Here is a 15,487-nt window from a genome sequence, read left to right on the forward strand (position 1 = left end):
AATCAGTGCGACCGTGCGGACTGGACGCGCGAGGATGGAGCATCAGGCCCCAGGAGCTTCATGCACAGGCGGGGCGGGGGCGTCGAAGTGAGGTGTTGATGGCGTCTGTGCCTGCGGCGCATCGCCGGCGGCGCGCATGGCCGCGCATCTCGTTGCTGCGCCGACTCGGCTGGGGCATCGGGGACCAGGCCGTGTCCAGCCTGACGAACTTCGTGGTGGCCGCCACGGCCGCCCACCAGCTCGACGCGACGCACCTCGGTGCCTACAGTCTCGCCTTCCTCACCTACACGGTCGCCCTGACGGCCTCCCGCGGCCTCGCCACCGATCCGCTCATGGTGCGGCTCAGCGGCTCGGATCCCGCGACGTGGCGGTCCGCGGTACGCCGTAGCACCGGTACCGCGACGGTCGTCGGTGTCACGGCCGGACTGATCGTGATGCTCGTGGCGCTCTACGTGCCGGCGCCGATCAGCGGTGCCATGCTCGCGCTCGGTCTCGTGCTCCCCTTCCTGCTGCTGCAGGACGCCTGGCGTTACGCCTTCTTCGTCGACGGCCGACCGAAGGCCGCGCTGGTGAACGACCTCGTGTGGGCGGCAGCTCTCGTGCCCACCATCACCGTGGTGGCGGAGATGAGCGAGCCGAGCGCCTTCGGGTTCGTCCTGGCGTGGGGCTGCAGTGCCGGTGTGGCGGCACTCGCCGGGTGCTGGCAGGCATGGTGCCTTCCCCGGCCCGGTCAGACCCGCGCCTGGCTCGTTGCTCACCGCGACCTGAATGTCCGGTTCATGATGGAGGGAATGGCCGGCAGCGGGTCCGGTCAGCTGCGCGCGTCCGGCGTCAGCTACACGCTCGGCCTGAGTGCGGTGGGGTACCTGCAGGTGGTCAACACGCTCATGGGTCCCTTCCAGGTGCTCCTGCACGGATCCGGTGCCGTGTTCATCCCGGAGCTGGGAGTCCTCGCCCGCGAGAACCTGGACCGTGTGAGATCCGCGTGCCTGGTGCGGGGAATGGCCCTTGCGGCCGCGGCCCTCTCGTGGGGGCTGCTGCTCTGGATCCTGCTGCCCCACGGTCTGGGTCAGCTGGTCGTGGGCGACCTGTGGGTGGAGGCCCGTCCGCTGGTCCCGCTGGCGACGGTCTCCCTGATGGGCACGAGCCTCATGGCCGGAGCGGGTGCCGGACTGCATGCGTTGGGTGGGGCCCGACGCAGCCTCCGGGTGATGCTGGCCTGCTCGACGCTCGTCGTCGTGCTCTCTGTCGGTGGCGCCGTCGTGGCGGGGTTGCCCGGCACCATGATCGGAACGGCGATCGCCGCATGGACTGGCGTCGTACTGGCATGGCGTGCCCTCCGGAACCAGGTCGCCGAGGACCGGGCGCTGCGGGCCCAGGCGCTGCCAGAGGCCGTGTCGTGACCACCACGGCCGACTCGAGGTCGCGGCACCACGTGCCGCTGGTCGTCGCGATGCTGGCTCGAGACCAGGGGATCACCGGGGTGCACACGCACGTGCGTCAGCTGCGCGAGCACGTCGCGGCAGGATCCGGAGAAGCACCGCAGCTCGTCACACCACGAACCTGGGCCGGGTCCAGTCCCTGGCGACGGCTGGTGATCCTGGCGGTGTTCGCGGTCTCGCCGGTGCTCGAGAGGGTGAGCAGCGCGGCACACGTCCGGTGGTACCGCCGCTCACACGAGGTCTTCCTCCGCTGGGCCCTGCGCCACGAGCTTGCGCGCACCGGACCGTGCGTGGTCTACGTGCACTGCCCGGTATCTGCCCGGGCCGCGCTGCGGGCCCGGAGTGGTCCCGAGCAGCGGGTCGTGCTGGCGGTCCACTTCGTGAGCTCGCAGTCCGACGAGTGGGCGCACCGCTCCTACATCTCGTGGAACGGCCGCACCCATCGGGCGATCCGCCGGCTCGAGCGGCAGGTCGTGCCCACGGTCGACGGTCTCGTGTACGTCTCGCGCTGGGCGCAGCGCGCTCTGCTGGAGTGGCTGCCCGAGGCGGCACAGGTCCCGAGTCGCGTCGTGACGAACTTCGTCGGTCGTCCCGCGGCCGCACGACCGGGTCCGCGCCGCGGGGACCTGGTGTCCGTGGGGAACCTGCTGCCGGTGAAGAACCACGGCTACCTGTTCCAGATCCTGGCCGAGGCCCGGTCGCGTGGACAGGTCTACACCCTGGACCTCTTCGGTGAGGGCATCGAGCACGCACGTCTCGCCCGCCTGGCAGAGGAGCTCGGCATCGCGGAGCAGGTCCGGTTCCTCGGCTTCCAGCCCGACGTCGAGGAGAAGCTGCCGGGATATGTCGCCTACGTGCACTCGTCGTACTCCGAGTCGTCGTGCATCGCGGTCATGGAGGCCATGGCCGCCGGGCTGCCGGTGGTCACGACGGATGCGGGGGCCCTGGCCGAGCTCATCGACGACCCGGAGGAGGGCCGGTACTGGCCCCTGGACGAGCCGGCGCGTGCGGCCGACGTGCTGGTCGGGCTGCTGGCCTCGGAGGCCGAGACGAAGCGCGCCGGGCTCGCTGCCCGGGCGCGCTTCGAGCGGGACTACGCCGCGGACGTCGTGGTCCCTCGCCTGATCAGCTTCCTCGAGACGGTGGGTGCGACGCACGCGCCCGATCTCGCTCTCCGGGGCCCCGATGCGCCGGCTCGTGTCGGGCAGGGCCCGGTCGAGTCGTCCTCGCGCCGAGCCGAGCACGCGCGTGACGACGGTGGTGCGTAGCGCGAACGAGCCGTTGCCGGCTCACGGGTGATGCGTCGCCTGCACGTCGCCGAGCCGGTCGCGCAGCTGGGACATCGGGAGCGCAGCACGGTCGGCCTCGGACATCACGGTGGGAGGCAGCGGCCATGGGATGGCCAGCTCCGGGTCGTCCCACGCGATGGTGAGCGCCTCGGACGGGTCGTGCTCCCGGTCGATGCGGTACGACGTGTCCGCGGGGTCGGTGAGCGCCTGGAACCCGTGGGCGCACCCGGCGGGGATGTAGATCGACTCCTGGGTGTCGCCGTCGAGGTCGAACGACTCCCAGCGGCCGTACGTCGGGGACCCGGGCCGCAGGTCGACCACCACGTCGAAGATCCGCCCGTGCGAGCACCGCACGAGCTTGGCCTCGCCCCGGCCCACCCGGAGGTGCAGGGCACGCACCACGCCGAGGGCTGACCGCGACATGCTGTCCTGCACGAACGAGTCCGGATCCACCCCGGCGTCCCGGGCCACCTCCGCGTCGAACGTGCGGCTGAAGAAGCCGCGCTCGTCCCGGTGCGGGGTGGGACGGAACCTCACTAGTCCGGGGATGCCTGTCGGCATGAACTCCATGGCCTAGCCCCTCCCTTGGTCTTCCCCCAGTGTTTCCCATCGCCGCGTATCCGGGGCGGACTTTCTTGACACCCTTCTAGGCAGCGCCCGAGCGGCGCCATTCGGGGATGTACCACCAAGGGGGGAAACCACGGTGTCCAATCCGCTGTGCCGTCTGTGCGGCAGCGAGCTCACGCACACGTTCGTCGACCTGGGCATGTCGCCTCCGTGCGAGAGCTACCTCAGTGCCGACCAGATCGACGCCGGGGAGGTGTTCTACCCGCTCCACGTCAGAGTGTGCTCGGAGTGCCTGCTCGTCCAGCTCCCGGCCTACATCCCGGCCGAGGACATCTTCACCGACTACGCCTACTTCTCGTCGTACTCGGACTCGTGGGTGCAGCACGCGAAGGACTTCGTCGACACTGCCGTGGAGCGCCTGGGGCTCGGCAAGGGCTCGTTCGTCGTGGAGGTCGCGAGCAACGACGGATACCTGCTCCAGCACAGCGTGGCCCGCGGCATCCGCTCGCTGGGCATCGAGCCGGCGGCCAACGTGGCCGAGGCGGCGGTGGCCCGCGGCGTGCCGACCGAGGTGATGTTCCTCGGCGAGGAGAGCGGGTCGAAGGTGGCCGAGGTGCACGGCAAGGCCGACCTGGTCTGCGCGAACAACGTGTTCGCACACGTGCCCGACATCGTCGACTTCAGCAAGGGGCTGCGCTCGCTGCTCGCCGACGACGGCACGCTCAGCATCGAGATCCCGCACCTGCTGCGGCTGATCGAGGGCAACGAGTACGACACGATCTACCACGAGCACTTCTGCTACGTCTCGCTGCTCACGACGCAGCGGGTGCTCGCGGCGGCGGGTCTCACCGTCGTCGACGTGGAGGAGCTGCCGAGCCACGGGGGCTCGTTGCGCACCTGGTCGATGCCGACCGAGTCCGCCGGGGAGCCGTCGACCGCGGTCGCCCGGGTGCTGGCGGACGAGGCGGCGGCCGGTCTGCACACGCTGGAGGGACATGCCGGCTTCGCGGGGTCGGTCGCGAAGGTCCGCAACGACCTGCTGGAGTTCCTCATCGGCTGCTCGCGCGAGGGCCGGAAGGTCGTCGCGTACGGCGCCCCGGGCAAGGGCAACACCCTGCTCAACCACTGCGGGATCCGCAGCGACCTGGTGGAGTTCAGCGTCGACCGGAACCCGCACAAGCACGGGAAGTTCCTGCCGGGGACGCACATCCCGATCCATCCCGTCGAGGCGCTGGCCGAGGCCCGCCCCGACTACGTGCTGATCATGCCTTGGAACCTGCGCAAGGAGATCAGCTCCCAGCTCGAGTACGTACGCGAGTGGGGCGGCCAGCTGGTGGTGGCGCTGCCCGAGCTCGAGATCTTCTGACGGGGAGCCAGACGTGAAGGTCGTTCTGTTCTGCGGGGGACTCGGTATGCGGATGCGTGCCGACAACCAGTCGTTGCCCAAGCCGATGATGCCGATCGGCAGTCGGCCCGTGCTGTGGCACGTGATGCGCTACTACGCCCACTTCGGGCACACCGAGTTCGTCCTGTGCCTGGGCTACGGCGCCCAGGCGGTGAAGGACTACTTCCTCGACTACCGCGAGACCGCGTCCAACGACTTCGTGCTGACCAAGGGCGGCCAGCACGTGGAGATGCTGAGCACGGACATCAGCGACTGGACGATCACGTTCATCGACACCGGCATGGACACGGCGATCGGGGAGCGGCTGCGCCGGGTCCGCCCGTACCTCGAGGGCGACGAGTTCTTCCTCGCGAACTACGGGGACGTGCTCACCGACGCCCCGATGAACGACCTCATCGAGGAGTTCGCCGGGACCGACGCGGTCGCGCAGTTCCTCGCCGTCAAGCCGCAGGACTCCTTCCACGTGGTCGACGTGGGTCCCGACGGGCGGGTGTCGGGCCTGGTGCCGGTCGCCGACATGGACATGCGCATCAACGGCGGCTACTTCGTGCTGCGCCAGGGCATCTTCGACTACCTCGACGAGGGCGACGACCTGGTGATGGACGGGTGCGTGAAGGCGGCCCGGCTCGGCAAGGTCCGCGCCGTCCCGTACGGCGGGTTCTGGGCGCCGATGGACACCCTCAAGGAGCGCACCGCCCTGGAGTCGCAGTACAAGCAGGGCATCAGCCCGTGGGCCTTGTGGCGCGACCATCCGGTCGAGGCGGGGCGCCCGGTGCTGCCGGTCGAGCCCGAGCTGACCGCGGTCAACGGGACGCGCTGAGCCGGAACGGCGCCGGGACGGCCACCGCAGCGCGCGCCAGCCGTGCGCCGACGCCGTACCCACCCCAGTGGATCCCTCGGGGTGTCCGGGGTCCGAGTGGACCAGCCCACGACCCGGGAGGACCATGCAGCAGTGTCCTACGGGACGATGCCGCCACCCGATCGATTCGGATAGCGTGGCTATTCACCCGACCGCGTCAGAGGGGGGCGACATGATCGGGCTGACCCTGCCGACGGGTGCGCTCGAGGTGCTGTGCCTCGGTGCCCACCCCGACGACATCGAGATCGGCTGTGGGGGGACGCTGCTGCGGCTCGCGCGACGGCCCGGCCTGCGCCTGTCCGGCGCAGTGCTCACCGGCAGGCCCGACCGGGTCGACGAGGCACGCGGCGCCCTGGACCGCTTCGTCCCGGGGGCGAAGCTCGAGGCCTTCGGTCTCCCCGACGGTCGGCTCCCGGCCCACTGGGACGCGGTGAAGGAGTCGCTCGAAGGACTGGCCGCGGCCGGCCGCGCGGACCTGGTGCTGGTACCGCGGGTGGACGACGCGCACCAGGACCACCGCCTGGTGGGCCGCCTGGCGACCACGGTCTGGCGGAACGCGCTCGTGCTGCACTACGAGATCCCGAAGTGGGACGGGGACATGGCGGCCCCCACGCACTATGTCGGGCTGAGTGCGGAGGACGCCCACCGGAAGGTGGAGCTCCTCGACGAGTCCTACCCGAGCCAGGCCGACCGCGACTGGTGGGACGACGAGATGTTCCTCGGGCTGATGCGTATCAGGGGCATGGAGTCGCGGCACCAGTACGCCGAGGCCTTCTTCGCAGGGAAGGTACTGATCGACCCGACCGGGGAGGGGGAGTCGTGACGATGACGGAGCCTGACCCTCGCGCACCGGCGGAGGGCGCAGCGGCGACCGGACGCTACGCGGCGTCGAACGCCGCGCAGCAGCGGCTGCACGAGCTCGTGCCCGGCGGGGCACACACCTACGCCCGTGGTGCCGACCAGTACCCCGAGGACATGGCGCCGATCCTGGTCCGGGGTCGCGGTGCCCGGGTGGTCGACCTCGACGGCCACGAGTACGTCGAGTACGGCATGGGGTTGCGGTCGGTCACGCTGGGGCACGCGTACCAGCCCGTCGTCGAGGCGGTACGACGCGCCATCGGTGAAGGCACCAGCTTCACGCGACCCACCGAGCTGGAGCTGCGGGCGGCGGAGACCTTCCTGGCGCAGGTGCCCGGCGCCGACATGGTGAAGTTCACCAAGAACGGCTCCGACGCGACGACGGCGGCGGTCAAGCTGGCCCGCGCCGCCACCGGGCGCCGGCACGTCGCGATCTGCCGCAGCCAGCCCTTCTTCTCCACCGACGACTGGTTCATCGGCACCACGCCGATGAACGCGGGCACCCTTCCGGAGGAGAGCGCGCTGACGCTGGGCTTCGACTACAACGACCTGGACTCGCTGCGGGCCGTGCTGGCGGCACACCCGGGCGACGTCGCGTGCGTGATCCTCGAGGCGGGCACGGCCCTCGCCGAGCCCGCGCCGGGCTTCCTCGAGGGTTTGCGGGCGCTCGCCGACCGGGACGGCTTCGTGCTGGTCTTCGACGAGATGATCACCGGGATGCGGTGGTCGCTGCACGGCGCCCAGCACGTCTACGGCGTCACCCCGGACCTCTCGACCTGGGGGAAGGCCCTCGGCAACGGGTTCGCGATCTCGGCACTGGCCGGCCGACGGGAGCTCATGGAGCTCGGCGGGCTGCGCACCTCCGGGCGGCGGGTCTTCCTGCTCTCGACCACGCACGGACCCGAGACGGCCGGGCTGGCGGCGTACCTCGCCGTCGAGCGCTCCTACCGCGAGCGGGACGTGGTCGGAGAGATGGAACGCCAAGGGGTGAAGCTGGCCGAGGCGGTCACCGAGGAGATCCGGGTCGCCGGGCTGGAGGACCACGTGGAGGTGACGGGGCGCCCGTCGTGCCTGGTCTTCGTGACCCGCGACGCCGACGGGAAGCCGTCGCAGGCCCACCGGACCCTCTTCCTGCAGGAGCTCCTCAAGCACGGGGTGCTGGGCCAGTCGTTCGTGATCTCCGCCGCTCACACCGACGAGGACATCGAGCTCACGGTCGGGGCCGTGCGACACGCGTTGCAGGTCTACCGCCGGAGCCTGGGCGCGGGAGGCGTCGACGGCCTGTTGCACGGCCGTCCGGTCGCGCCCGCCCTACGGGAGCGTTCGACTCCCCGCAGACTCGGCAGCACGGGGGCTGTCGTGAACCAAGGAGAACAACACCATGACCAGCATCATCGTCGACCCGACCATCAGTGACGACCAGCGACGCGAGCTCCTCTACCGAGGTGAGCTGTTCGTGCACACCGACTCACCGGCGATCCGTGAGTTCGTCGCCTTCACGCGGGGGATGGTCGAGGAGGCTTTCGGGGGGCGCGATCCGGAGAGCGCGCAGCACGAGATGGACGTCGAGTCCTACGCGATGACGCTGGCACGTCTCAAGCCGGCGTTCATCCACCACCCGGACTCGAAGACCCACCTGCGTGCCATCCTCACCGAGCACGGCTGCGACCCGGACCTGACCTACTTCGACGTCCCGCGGCTGCGCACGTCCACGTCGGACGACTACCTCACGACCGGCATCGCCTACGCGTTCCACGCGCACCGGGACACGTGGTACTCCGCGCCGATGATGCAGGTGAACTGGTGGCTCCCGATCTACGACGTGGAGCCCGACAACGTGGTCGCGTTCCACCCGGCGTACTTCGACCGGGCCATCTCCAACGGGAGCGCGAACTACAACTACTACGAGTGGAACCGCGACAGCCGCGCGATCGCGGCCACCCAGATCGGTGTCGACACCAGGGTGCAGCCGAAGCCCGAGGAGGAGATCGACCTCGAGCCGCAGATCCGGCCGGTGCCGCCGGTCGGCGGAATGATGGTGTTCTCCGGCGCGCAGCTGCACTCGTCGGTCCCCAACACGTCGGGCCGGACCCGGATCAGCGTCGACTTCCGCACGGTCCACCGCTCCGACGTCCAGGCCCGCCGCGGTGCACCGAACGTGGACTCGCACTGCACCGGCACCACCCTGCGCGACTACCTCCGGGTGACCGACCTGGAGCGCCTGCCCGCAGATGTCATCGCGCCGTTCGACGAGGGCGTTCCCGAGGAGCTCCTCGCGCACGCCGTCTACACAGGTTGAGGGAGAAGAGAAGATGAAGGTTCTGGTCGACGGTGACCGCGGGTACGTCGGGGCCGTGCTGGTCCCCCTGCTGAGGGAGGCCGGTCACGAGGTGACCGGCCTCGACGCCGGCTGGTACGACGGGTGCGACTTCGGTCCGCAGCCCACCGGGTACGAATCGCGCACGGGTGACATCCGCGACCAGCGGCCGGAGGACCTGGCCGGGTTCGACGCGGTGATCCACCTGGCCGCGATCTCCAACGACCCGGTCGGGCAGCTCAACCCGGAGGCGACGTACTCGGTCAACGCCCACGGAGCGGCGCACATGGCGCGGGTGGCGAAGGACGCGGGCGTGCCGCGGTTCCTGTTCTCCTCCTCGTGCTCGCTGTACGGCGCCGCCGGGGACGCCCCGGTCACCGAGGAGAGCGACTTCAACCCGGTCACGCCGTACGGCGAGAGCAAGGTGATCGCCGAGCGGCTGATCGGCAAGCTGGCCGACGAGGACTTCAGCCCCACGTACCTCCGCAACGCCACCGCGTACGGCTCGTCGCCGCGACTGCGCGCCGACATCGTGGTCAACAACCTGAGCGGTGCCGCGTTCACCACCGGAGAGGTGCGCCTGCAGAGCGACGGCACGCCGTGGCGCCCGCTGGTGCACGTCGAGGACATCTCGCGCGCGTTCCTGGCGGTGCTCGAGGCCGACCGCGACGCGGTCCACGACCAGGCGTTCAACATCGGCCGCGACGAGGACGTGGTCCAGGTGCGCGCCATCGCGAACGCCGTGTCGGAGCGGTTCGCCTGCCCGGTGACCTTCGCCGACGGCGCGTCGGCGGACAAGCGCGACTACCGGGTCGACTTCGGGAAGGTGACCAGCCTGCTCCCGTCGTTCCGACCTGCGTGGACCGTGCCGAACGGCATCGAGCAGCTGGCCGCGGCCATGGAGCGCAACGGCCTGTCCCGCGAGGACTTCGAGTCGCGGTTCGTGCGCCTCGAGCAGATCAACCGGCTCAAGGCCTCCGGCCGGATGGACGACATGCTCGTCCTGGCTCCCTGAGCATGACGTCGGCTGCCGACCGGCAGCGCTCGGCGCGGATGCGTCGGCGCATGGAGCGGCTGTACCCCCTGCTGCGCAGCATCAGCGGCGACGGGGTGAGGGCGACGCTGGACGTGCTCGCCGAGACGGTGCCGTTGCGTCGCGTCGGCGTGCCCTCGGGGACCCGGGTGTTCGACTGGACCCTCAACGACGAGTGGAACGCGCGCGAGGCGTGGATCGCGGACACCGACGGCAACCGGCTGGTCGACCTCGCCGACCACACGCTGCACCTGGTCTCCTACAGCACGCCGGTGCGCGGGCGGTTCACCCGCGACGAGCTGCTCCCGCACCTGCACACGCTGCCCGACCACCCGGACTGGATCCCGTACCGCACCAGCTACTACAACCGCAGCTGGGGCTTCTGCCTGTCGCAGCACCAGCTCGACCGGCTCGGCGACGGCCCGTTCGACGTGCTGGTCGACAGCACGCTCGAGCCGGGCGAGCTGACGTACGGCGAGCTGTTCCTGCCCGGGGAGACCGAGGACGAGGTTGTCGTCAGCTCGCACGTCTGCCACCCGTCCCTGGTCAACGACAACCTCACCGGGCTGACCGTGGCCGTCGAGCTGGCCGCCGACCTGGCCGACCGCCCGCGGCGCCGGCACGGCTGGCGGTTCCTGTTCGCGCCGGGGACGATCGGCTCGCTGACCTGGCTGAGCCAGAACCCCGACGTCCTCCCGCGGATCCGGCACGGCATCGTGCTGACCGGCCTCGGCGGGGGCGGGCCGCTGGTGTGGAAGCGCACCCGGCACGGCGACCGGCCGGTCGACCGGGCGGCGACGCACGTGCTGCGCCGCTACCGGTCGGAGCTGCGCGACTACTCGCCGTACGGGTACGACGAGCGGCAGTTCAACGCGGTCGGCTTCGACCTCCCGGTCGGGCGGCTCACCCGCACCCCGCACGGGGAGTACCCCGAGTACCACACCTCCGCGGACGACCTCGACTTCGTCACCGACGCCGAGCTGGCGGAGTCCCTCGAGGCGCTGACCTCGATCGTCGACGTGCTCGAGCGCGACACGACGTACACCAACCTGAGCCCGTACGGCGAGCCGCAGCTGGGGGCGCGGGGGCTCTACCCGTCGATGGGCGGCAAGGCGGCCTCGGACGCGGTGATGGCGATGCTGTGGACGCTCGGCTACTCCGACGGGCGCACCAGCCTGCTCGAGATCGCCGAGACCAGCGCTGTGCCGTTCGAGCGGTTGCACGCGGCGGCGACCGACCTGCTGGGCTCGGGGCTGCTCGCCGAGGTGACCGGGTCAGGAGGCGAGGGAGAACGCTTCCTCCGCGCGGTCGGCGAGGAGCTCGGCGATCGCCAGTGACGCGGTCGCGGCGGGGGAGGGCGCGTTGAGCACGTTGAGCGAGCCCGGACCCTCCTGGAGGTGGAAGTCGTCGACCATCGCGCCGTCCGGGGCCAGGGCCTGGGCGCGCACGCCGGAGGGTCCGAACGTGAGCTGGTCGGACCGGACCTCGGGGACGTAGCGCTGGAGCTCCTTCACGAACGCCCGCTTCACCAGGTCCCGCCAGACCTCGTGGGCGCCGGTGCGCCAGTACTTCCGGGCCAGCTTGCGGAAGCCGGAGTAGCCGAGCACCTCGCGGGAGTCGCCCAGGTCGACGTCGCGCCGGCGGTAGCCCTCGCGGGCCAGTGCCAGCACGGCGTTCGGGCCGGCCCACACCTCGCCGTCGTGACGCTTGGTGAAGTGCACGCCGAGGAACGGCAGGGACGGGTCTGGCACCGGGTAGATGAGGCCCTGGCAGAGGAAGCGGGCATCAGCCTTCAGCGTGTAGTAGTCCCCGCGGAACGGCACGATCCGGACGTCCGGCTGCGTGGTCAGCGCCGCGACCCGGTCGGAGTGCAGGCCGGCGCAGCTGACCAGCGCGCGGGTGGTGACCTCGCCGCCCGTCGTCGCCACGACCCGGACGCCGTCGCGCCCGGTGACGCCGGTGACCTCGTGGCCGAGCAGCAGGTCGACGCCGTCGGCGACCAGCTCGTCGGCCATGGCCCGGGTCACCCGGCCGAAGTCGATGATCCCCGTGCCGGGGCTGTGCAGGGCGCGGACGCCGGCCGCGTGCGGCTCGATCTCGCGCAGCTCCTCGGGGCCGACCTCGCGCAGGCCGGGCACGCCGTTCGCGGTGCCGCGCTCGAGCAGGCTGGTCAGCCGACCGAGCTCGCTGTCGTCCAGCGCGACGATCAGCTTGCCGCAGCTCTCGAACGGGATGCCGTGCTCGACGGCGTACTCCTCCATCAGGGTCTTGCCGCGCACGCACAGCCGCGCCTTGAGCGACCCGGGCTGGTAGTAGACGCCGGCGTGCAGCACGCCGCTGTTGTGTCCGGACTGGTGCCTGCCGACCGCGTCCTCCTTGTCCAGGACCGCCATCCGCAGGCCGGGATGGCGGCGGTGCAGCTCGCGGACCGTGGCCAGGCCGACGATGCCGGCCCCCACCATGACGACGTCGTACTGCCTGCTCATGCGCGCGCCCCCTGCCCCTGCGGCCGTGTCTCCCACAGGCTAGGGCGTGAGTAGGGTGACCGGGTGACTTTCGAACCCGGAACCCCGCCCGAGCAGGCCGCGACCGACGACCACGTGCTCGCCACCTGGCTGGCCACGACCGCCGGCGAGCGGCTGCTGCAGGTCCGGGAGGAGGGCCTCGAGGGCAAGGCGCTCAAGGACGCCGGCGACCAGGCCGCGCACGACCTGCTGATGGGGTTGCTCCGCGAGCACCGGCCGGGAGACGCGGTCCTGTCGGAGGAGGGCGCCGACGACAAGGCCCGGCTCTCGGCCCACCGGGTCTGGATCGTCGACCCGCTCGACGGCACGCGGGAGTTCTCCGAGCCGCCGCGCGACGACTGGGCCGTCCACGTGGCGCTCTGGGAGGGCGGCGCGCTGGTGGCCGGCGCGGTCGCCCAGCCGGCGCTCGGCGAGACTTTCAACACCGGCGTGCCGCCGGTGGTCCCACCGTCCACCTCGCCGGTGCCCCGGATCGCGGTCTCGCGCAGCCGCCCGCCGGCGTTCGTCGAGGCCCTGGCCGAGGAGATCGGGGCCGAGCTGGTGCCGATGGGCTCGGCCGGCGTGAAGGTGATGTCCGTGGTGCGTGACGTGGCCGACGCCTACGTGCACGCTGGCGGCCAGTACGAGTGGGACAACGCGGCGCCCGTCGCGGTGGCTCGTGCGGCCGGCCTGTTCTGCTCGCGGGTCGACGGCTCCGAGCTGGCCTACAACCAGGACGACGTCTCCCTGCCCGACCTCGTCGTGTGCCGGCCGGGTCTGGCGGACAGGATCATCGCGTTCGTGCGCGCGCACGGCACGGACTGAGCGCCGGTGACGGGGGAGCGACCGCCGGTGCGGCACGTCCTGCTCGACGCCGACGGCGTCATGCAGGACCTTCCCGGCGGCTGGCGGGCCGCGCTGGACCCGTTCCTCGGTGAGCGCAGCGAGGAGCTTCTCGGGGCACTCGCGACGGACGAGCAGGCCTGCCTGCGCGGCGAGCCGTTCCTGCCCGTGCTCGACGACCTGCTGGGCCGGCTCGGGGTCGACGTCCCGGCGGCCGAGCTGCACGCGGCGGTGTGGGAGCGGATCGCGGTGGCGCCCGGGAGCGTCGCGCTGGTCCGGGAGCTCCGGGCCGACGGGCTCGGCGTCCACCTGGCGACCAACCAGAACCCCGAGCGGGCGGCGTACATGCGGCAGGCGCTGGGGTACGGCGACCTGTTCGACGGGGCCTTCTACTCCTGCGAGATGGGAGCGGCGAAGCCGGAGCCGGCGTACTTCGATGCCGCCCTGGCGGCCCTCGGAGCCGCGCCCGACGAGGTCGTGCTCGTCGACGACTCGACCCGCAACGTCGACGGTGCCCGGGCCGTCGGCCTGCGGGCCGAGCACTGGCACCTCGACCACGGCCACGACGTCCTCCGCGGCCTGCTCGCCGCGCACCGTCCCGGCTGAGGCCTGACCCCGCTTCCACCGCCCGGGCGGGCCAGTGACGCGGGTGCCGCGGTTCCCCTAGCCTGCGGGGATGGCGACCTGCATCCTCACCGTCGTCGGCGACGACCGCCCCGGCGTCGTGTCTGCGCTGTCGGCCCCGATCGTCGCGCACGGCGGCAGCTGGGAGCGCAGCCAGCTTTCCCGGCTGGCCGGCAAGTTCGCCGGGATCGTCCTGGTGACGGTCCCCGACGGCCGGCTCGACGCGCTGCTCGCCGACCTGTCCGCCCTGGGCTCCGAAGGCCTCGGGGTGTCCATCGAGCGCACCGACGAGCCGGTCACCGACGACTCCCTGGTCCTCCACCTCGACCTGCTCGGCGCCGACCACCCCGGCATCGTCGCCGAGATCTCCGCGTCGCTGGCCGCCGCCGGCATCAGCATCGACGAGCTCAGCACCGACGTGCGTGACGCCCCGATGGCCGGCGGCACGCTCTTCGAGGCGCACGCCGTGCTCACCGCCCCGCCCGCCACCCACACCGACGCCCTCCGCGCGATGCTCGAGGGCCTCGCCGACGAGCTGATGGTCGAGATCCGCCTCTCCGAGGAGCTCTGACCGTCGAGCGGCCAGGTGTTGTGCGTCGAGCGGCGAGGTGTTGTGTGCCGAGCGGCCAGTTCTGGTGAGCGGACCGACCCGGTTCTGCGACAGTGACCGGCATGGAGCTCGTCACCGACCGCCTGGTGCTGCGGGACTACCGGCCCGGTGACCTGCGTGCCGCGCACCGGTTCACCTCGGACCCCGAGAGCGTCCGGTTCGTGACCTGGGGACCGAACACGCTCGACCAGACCCGGATGTTCCTCCAGGTCTGGCTGGAGGAGCAGGAGGCCGCGCCGCGGACCGGTTTCACGCTCGCGGTCACCGAGCCGGGCGGCGAGACGTTCGGCTCGGTCGGGATCTACCGCGACGGGCCGCACCACGCGGAGATGGGCCTCTCGGTACGCCGGGACCGGTGGGGGCAGGGCTACGCCACCGAGGCCGCCGCCGCCCTGCTCGGGTTCGGGTTCGACGAGCTCGGTCTGCGCCGGGTCTGGGCGACCTGCCGGCCCGACAACGTCGCCTCGCGGCGGGTGCTGGAGAAGATCGGGATGTCGGTCGAGGGCCGGCTGCGCGACCACGTCCTGCTGCGCGGGACGTGGCAGGACTCGGTGCTGTACGCCGCGCTCACGCCGTACCGCTGATCCCCGGAGACTCCACCAGCGCCGCCAGCCGGGCCAGCGCCTCGGTCCACCCCAGCTCGTTGTCCGCCGGTGCCACGCCCGGCGGCAGCCCCTCGTGCACCGCGAGCAGGTCGGTGCCGCCGTCTGCCGTCGCGCTCAACGTGACCGTGATCGTCATCGCGCCCCGGAACGCCGGGTCGTCGGTCTCGAACTCGTCGACCTCGACCACCATCTCGCCGGGCACCAGCCGCTCGAACCGCCCGCGGTAGGTGTCGGTGTGCGCCGCGGTCTTCCCCTGCCGGTCCGTGGCGTCGTAGGTCAGCGACACCCGGAACGTGCCGCCCTCCCACCCCTCGAAGTGGTGCACCCGCGACGTCATCCCGCCCGGCACCTTCCACCGCACCACGTCGTCCGCGCTGGTCAGCGCCCGGTACACCCGCTCCGGCGGCGCTCCGAGGTGCCGACCGACCCGCGTCTCGCCCATGGCCCCATCCTCCCGCCGAGTGGCCAGGAATGCGCGCCGAGCGGCCACGTCTCGGGGATCGCTGGTTTCGAGACGCTCGCTGGCGCTCG

Annotated in this window: 16 protein-coding genes; 13 read left to right on the top strand and 3 right to left on the bottom strand. The window is 71.6% G+C overall.

Annotated elements, in window-relative coordinates; translation table 11 throughout:
• Nucleotides 1–191 precede the first annotated feature (191 nt).
• Together EKO23_RS12485 and EKO23_RS25270 are read left to right on the top strand one after the other, a co-directional pair.
• Nucleotides 192–1,403 (top strand): MATE family efflux transporter, encoded by a 1,212-nt coding sequence (locus tag EKO23_RS12485; RefSeq protein ID WP_134717726.1) that lies wholly within the window; start codon nt 192–194, stop codon nt 1,401–1,403.
• Nucleotides 1,400–2,710 carry a glycosyltransferase family 4 protein gene (locus EKO23_RS25270; RefSeq protein WP_167880449.1) on the top strand — a complete coding sequence of 437 codons (1,311 nt, stop codon included), beginning with the start codon at nt 1,400–1,402 and terminating at the stop codon, nt 2,708–2,710. The genes EKO23_RS12485 and EKO23_RS25270 overlap by 4 nt, the downstream gene beginning before the upstream one ends.
• Before the next feature lie 21 nt (nt 2,711–2,731).
• On the opposite strand, the gene rfbC is transcribed toward EKO23_RS25270, so the two are convergent.
• Entirely contained in the window at nt 2,732–3,301 is a 570-nt protein-coding gene (rfbC, locus tag EKO23_RS12495) for a dTDP-4-dehydrorhamnose 3,5-epimerase (protein ID WP_134717728.1), read from the bottom strand.
• 133 nt (nt 3,302–3,434) lie between these two features.
• On the opposite strand from rfbC, the gene EKO23_RS12500 reads away from it, so the two are divergent.
• The 7 genes from EKO23_RS12500 to EKO23_RS12530 all read left to right on the top strand — a co-directional run bounded on the left by EKO23_RS12500 (nt 3,435) and on the right by EKO23_RS12530 (nt 11,107).
• Nucleotides 3,435–4,664, top strand: a complete 1,230-nt coding sequence (locus tag EKO23_RS12500; RefSeq protein WP_134717730.1) for a class I SAM-dependent methyltransferase — start codon at nt 3,435–3,437, stop codon at nt 4,662–4,664.
• A 13-nt stretch (nt 4,665–4,677) separates the two neighbouring features.
• Nucleotides 4,678–5,523, top strand: a complete 846-nt coding sequence (locus EKO23_RS12505) for a sugar phosphate nucleotidyltransferase (protein WP_217702601.1) — start codon at nt 4,678–4,680, stop codon at nt 5,521–5,523.
• A 211-nt stretch (nt 5,524–5,734) separates the two neighbouring features.
• Nucleotides 5,735–6,385 carry a PIG-L deacetylase family protein gene (locus EKO23_RS12510; RefSeq protein ID WP_134717732.1) on the top strand — a complete coding sequence of 217 codons (651 nt, stop codon included), beginning with the start codon at nt 5,735–5,737 and terminating at the stop codon, nt 6,383–6,385.
• Between the two features lie 2 nt (nt 6,386–6,387).
• A complete protein-coding gene (locus EKO23_RS12515) occupies nt 6,388–7,836 on the top strand; it encodes a glutamate-1-semialdehyde 2,1-aminomutase (protein ID WP_134717734.1) in 1,449 nt (482 codons plus the stop codon).
• Nucleotides 7,802–8,719, top strand: coding sequence for a phytanoyl-CoA dioxygenase family protein (locus tag EKO23_RS12520; RefSeq protein ID WP_134717736.1), 918 nt, complete (start codon nt 7,802–7,804; stop codon nt 8,717–8,719). Before EKO23_RS12515 ends, EKO23_RS12520 begins: the two co-directional genes overlap by 35 nt.
• 13 nt (nt 8,720–8,732) lie before the next feature.
• On the top strand, nt 8,733–9,752 hold the full coding sequence (locus tag EKO23_RS12525; protein WP_134717738.1) for an NAD-dependent epimerase/dehydratase family protein: 1,020 nt from the start codon (nt 8,733–8,735) through the stop codon (nt 9,750–9,752).
• 2 nt (nt 9,753–9,754) lie between these two features.
• Entirely contained in the window at nt 9,755–11,107 is a 1,353-nt protein-coding gene (locus EKO23_RS12530; RefSeq protein ID WP_134717740.1) for a DUF4910 domain-containing protein, read from the top strand.
• On the opposite strand, the gene lhgO is transcribed toward EKO23_RS12530, so the two are convergent.
• Complete coding sequence (lhgO, locus tag EKO23_RS12535; RefSeq protein ID WP_134717742.1) at nt 11,045–12,256, bottom strand: L-2-hydroxyglutarate oxidase; 1,212 nt, start codon at nt 12,254–12,256, stop codon at nt 11,045–11,047. The two genes, EKO23_RS12530 and lhgO, sit on opposite strands and share 63 nt — an antisense overlap.
• A 63-nt stretch (nt 12,257–12,319) precedes the next feature.
• On the opposite strand from lhgO, the gene EKO23_RS12540 reads away from it, so the two are divergent.
• The 4 genes from EKO23_RS12540 (at nt 12,320) to EKO23_RS12555 (ending at nt 14,935) form a co-directional block, all read left to right on the top strand.
• The gene (locus EKO23_RS12540; RefSeq protein ID WP_134717744.1) at nt 12,320–13,099 is read left to right on the top strand and encodes a 3'(2'),5'-bisphosphate nucleotidase CysQ; all 780 of its coding nucleotides are present in this window, start codon (nt 12,320–12,322) and stop codon (nt 13,097–13,099) included.
• A 6-nt stretch (nt 13,100–13,105) separates the two neighbouring features.
• On the top strand, nt 13,106–13,723 hold the full coding sequence (locus EKO23_RS12545) for an HAD family hydrolase (RefSeq protein WP_134717746.1): 618 nt from the start codon (nt 13,106–13,108) through the stop codon (nt 13,721–13,723).
• A 70-nt stretch (nt 13,724–13,793) separates the two neighbouring features.
• A complete protein-coding gene (locus EKO23_RS12550; RefSeq protein ID WP_134717748.1) occupies nt 13,794–14,312 on the top strand; it encodes a glycine cleavage system transcriptional repressor in 519 nt (172 codons plus the stop codon).
• Nucleotides 14,313–14,413: 101 nt separating this feature from the next.
• Nucleotides 14,414–14,935, top strand: coding sequence for a GNAT family N-acetyltransferase (locus EKO23_RS12555; RefSeq protein WP_134717750.1), 522 nt, complete (start codon nt 14,414–14,416; stop codon nt 14,933–14,935).
• On the opposite strand, the gene EKO23_RS12560 is transcribed toward EKO23_RS12555, so the two are convergent.
• Nucleotides 14,919–15,398, bottom strand: a complete 480-nt coding sequence (locus EKO23_RS12560) for an SRPBCC family protein (RefSeq protein WP_134717752.1) — start codon at nt 15,396–15,398, stop codon at nt 14,919–14,921. The two genes, EKO23_RS12555 and EKO23_RS12560, sit on opposite strands and share 17 nt — an antisense overlap.
• Nucleotides 15,399–15,487: the final 89 nt, after the last annotated feature.

Source organism: Nocardioides guangzhouensis (genome assembly GCF_004519545.1).
Lineage (GTDB): Bacteria > Actinomycetota > Actinomycetes > Propionibacteriales > Nocardioidaceae > Nocardioides > Nocardioides guangzhouensis.

Excerpts from the sequence above, each read along its gene's own strand:
- EKO23_RS12550 (WP_134717748.1), top strand. The coding sequence starts at position 13,794 with ATGGCGACCTGCATCCTCACCGTCGTCGGCGACGACCGCCCCGGCGTC.
- lhgO (WP_134717742.1), bottom strand. The coding sequence starts at position 12,256 with ATGAGCAGGCAGTACGACGTCGTCATGGTGGGGGCCGGCATCGTCGGC.
- EKO23_RS12525 (WP_134717738.1), top strand. The coding sequence starts at position 8,733 with ATGAAGGTTCTGGTCGACGGTGACCGCGGGTACGTCGGGGCCGTGCTG.
- rfbC (WP_134717728.1), bottom strand. The coding sequence starts at position 3,301 with ATGGAGTTCATGCCGACAGGCATCCCCGGACTAGTGAGGTTCCGTCCC.
- EKO23_RS12520 (WP_134717736.1), top strand. The coding sequence starts at position 7,802 with ATGACCAGCATCATCGTCGACCCGACCATCAGTGACGACCAGCGACGC.
- EKO23_RS12515 (WP_134717734.1), top strand. The coding sequence starts at position 6,388 with ATGACGGAGCCTGACCCTCGCGCACCGGCGGAGGGCGCAGCGGCGACC.
- EKO23_RS12555 (WP_134717750.1), top strand. The coding sequence starts at position 14,414 with ATGGAGCTCGTCACCGACCGCCTGGTGCTGCGGGACTACCGGCCCGGT.
- EKO23_RS12560 (WP_134717752.1), bottom strand. The coding sequence starts at position 15,398 with ATGGGCGAGACGCGGGTCGGTCGGCACCTCGGAGCGCCGCCGGAGCGG.
- EKO23_RS12530 (WP_134717740.1), top strand. The coding sequence starts at position 9,755 with ATGACGTCGGCTGCCGACCGGCAGCGCTCGGCGCGGATGCGTCGGCGC.
- EKO23_RS12510 (WP_134717732.1), top strand. The coding sequence starts at position 5,735 with ATGATCGGGCTGACCCTGCCGACGGGTGCGCTCGAGGTGCTGTGCCTC.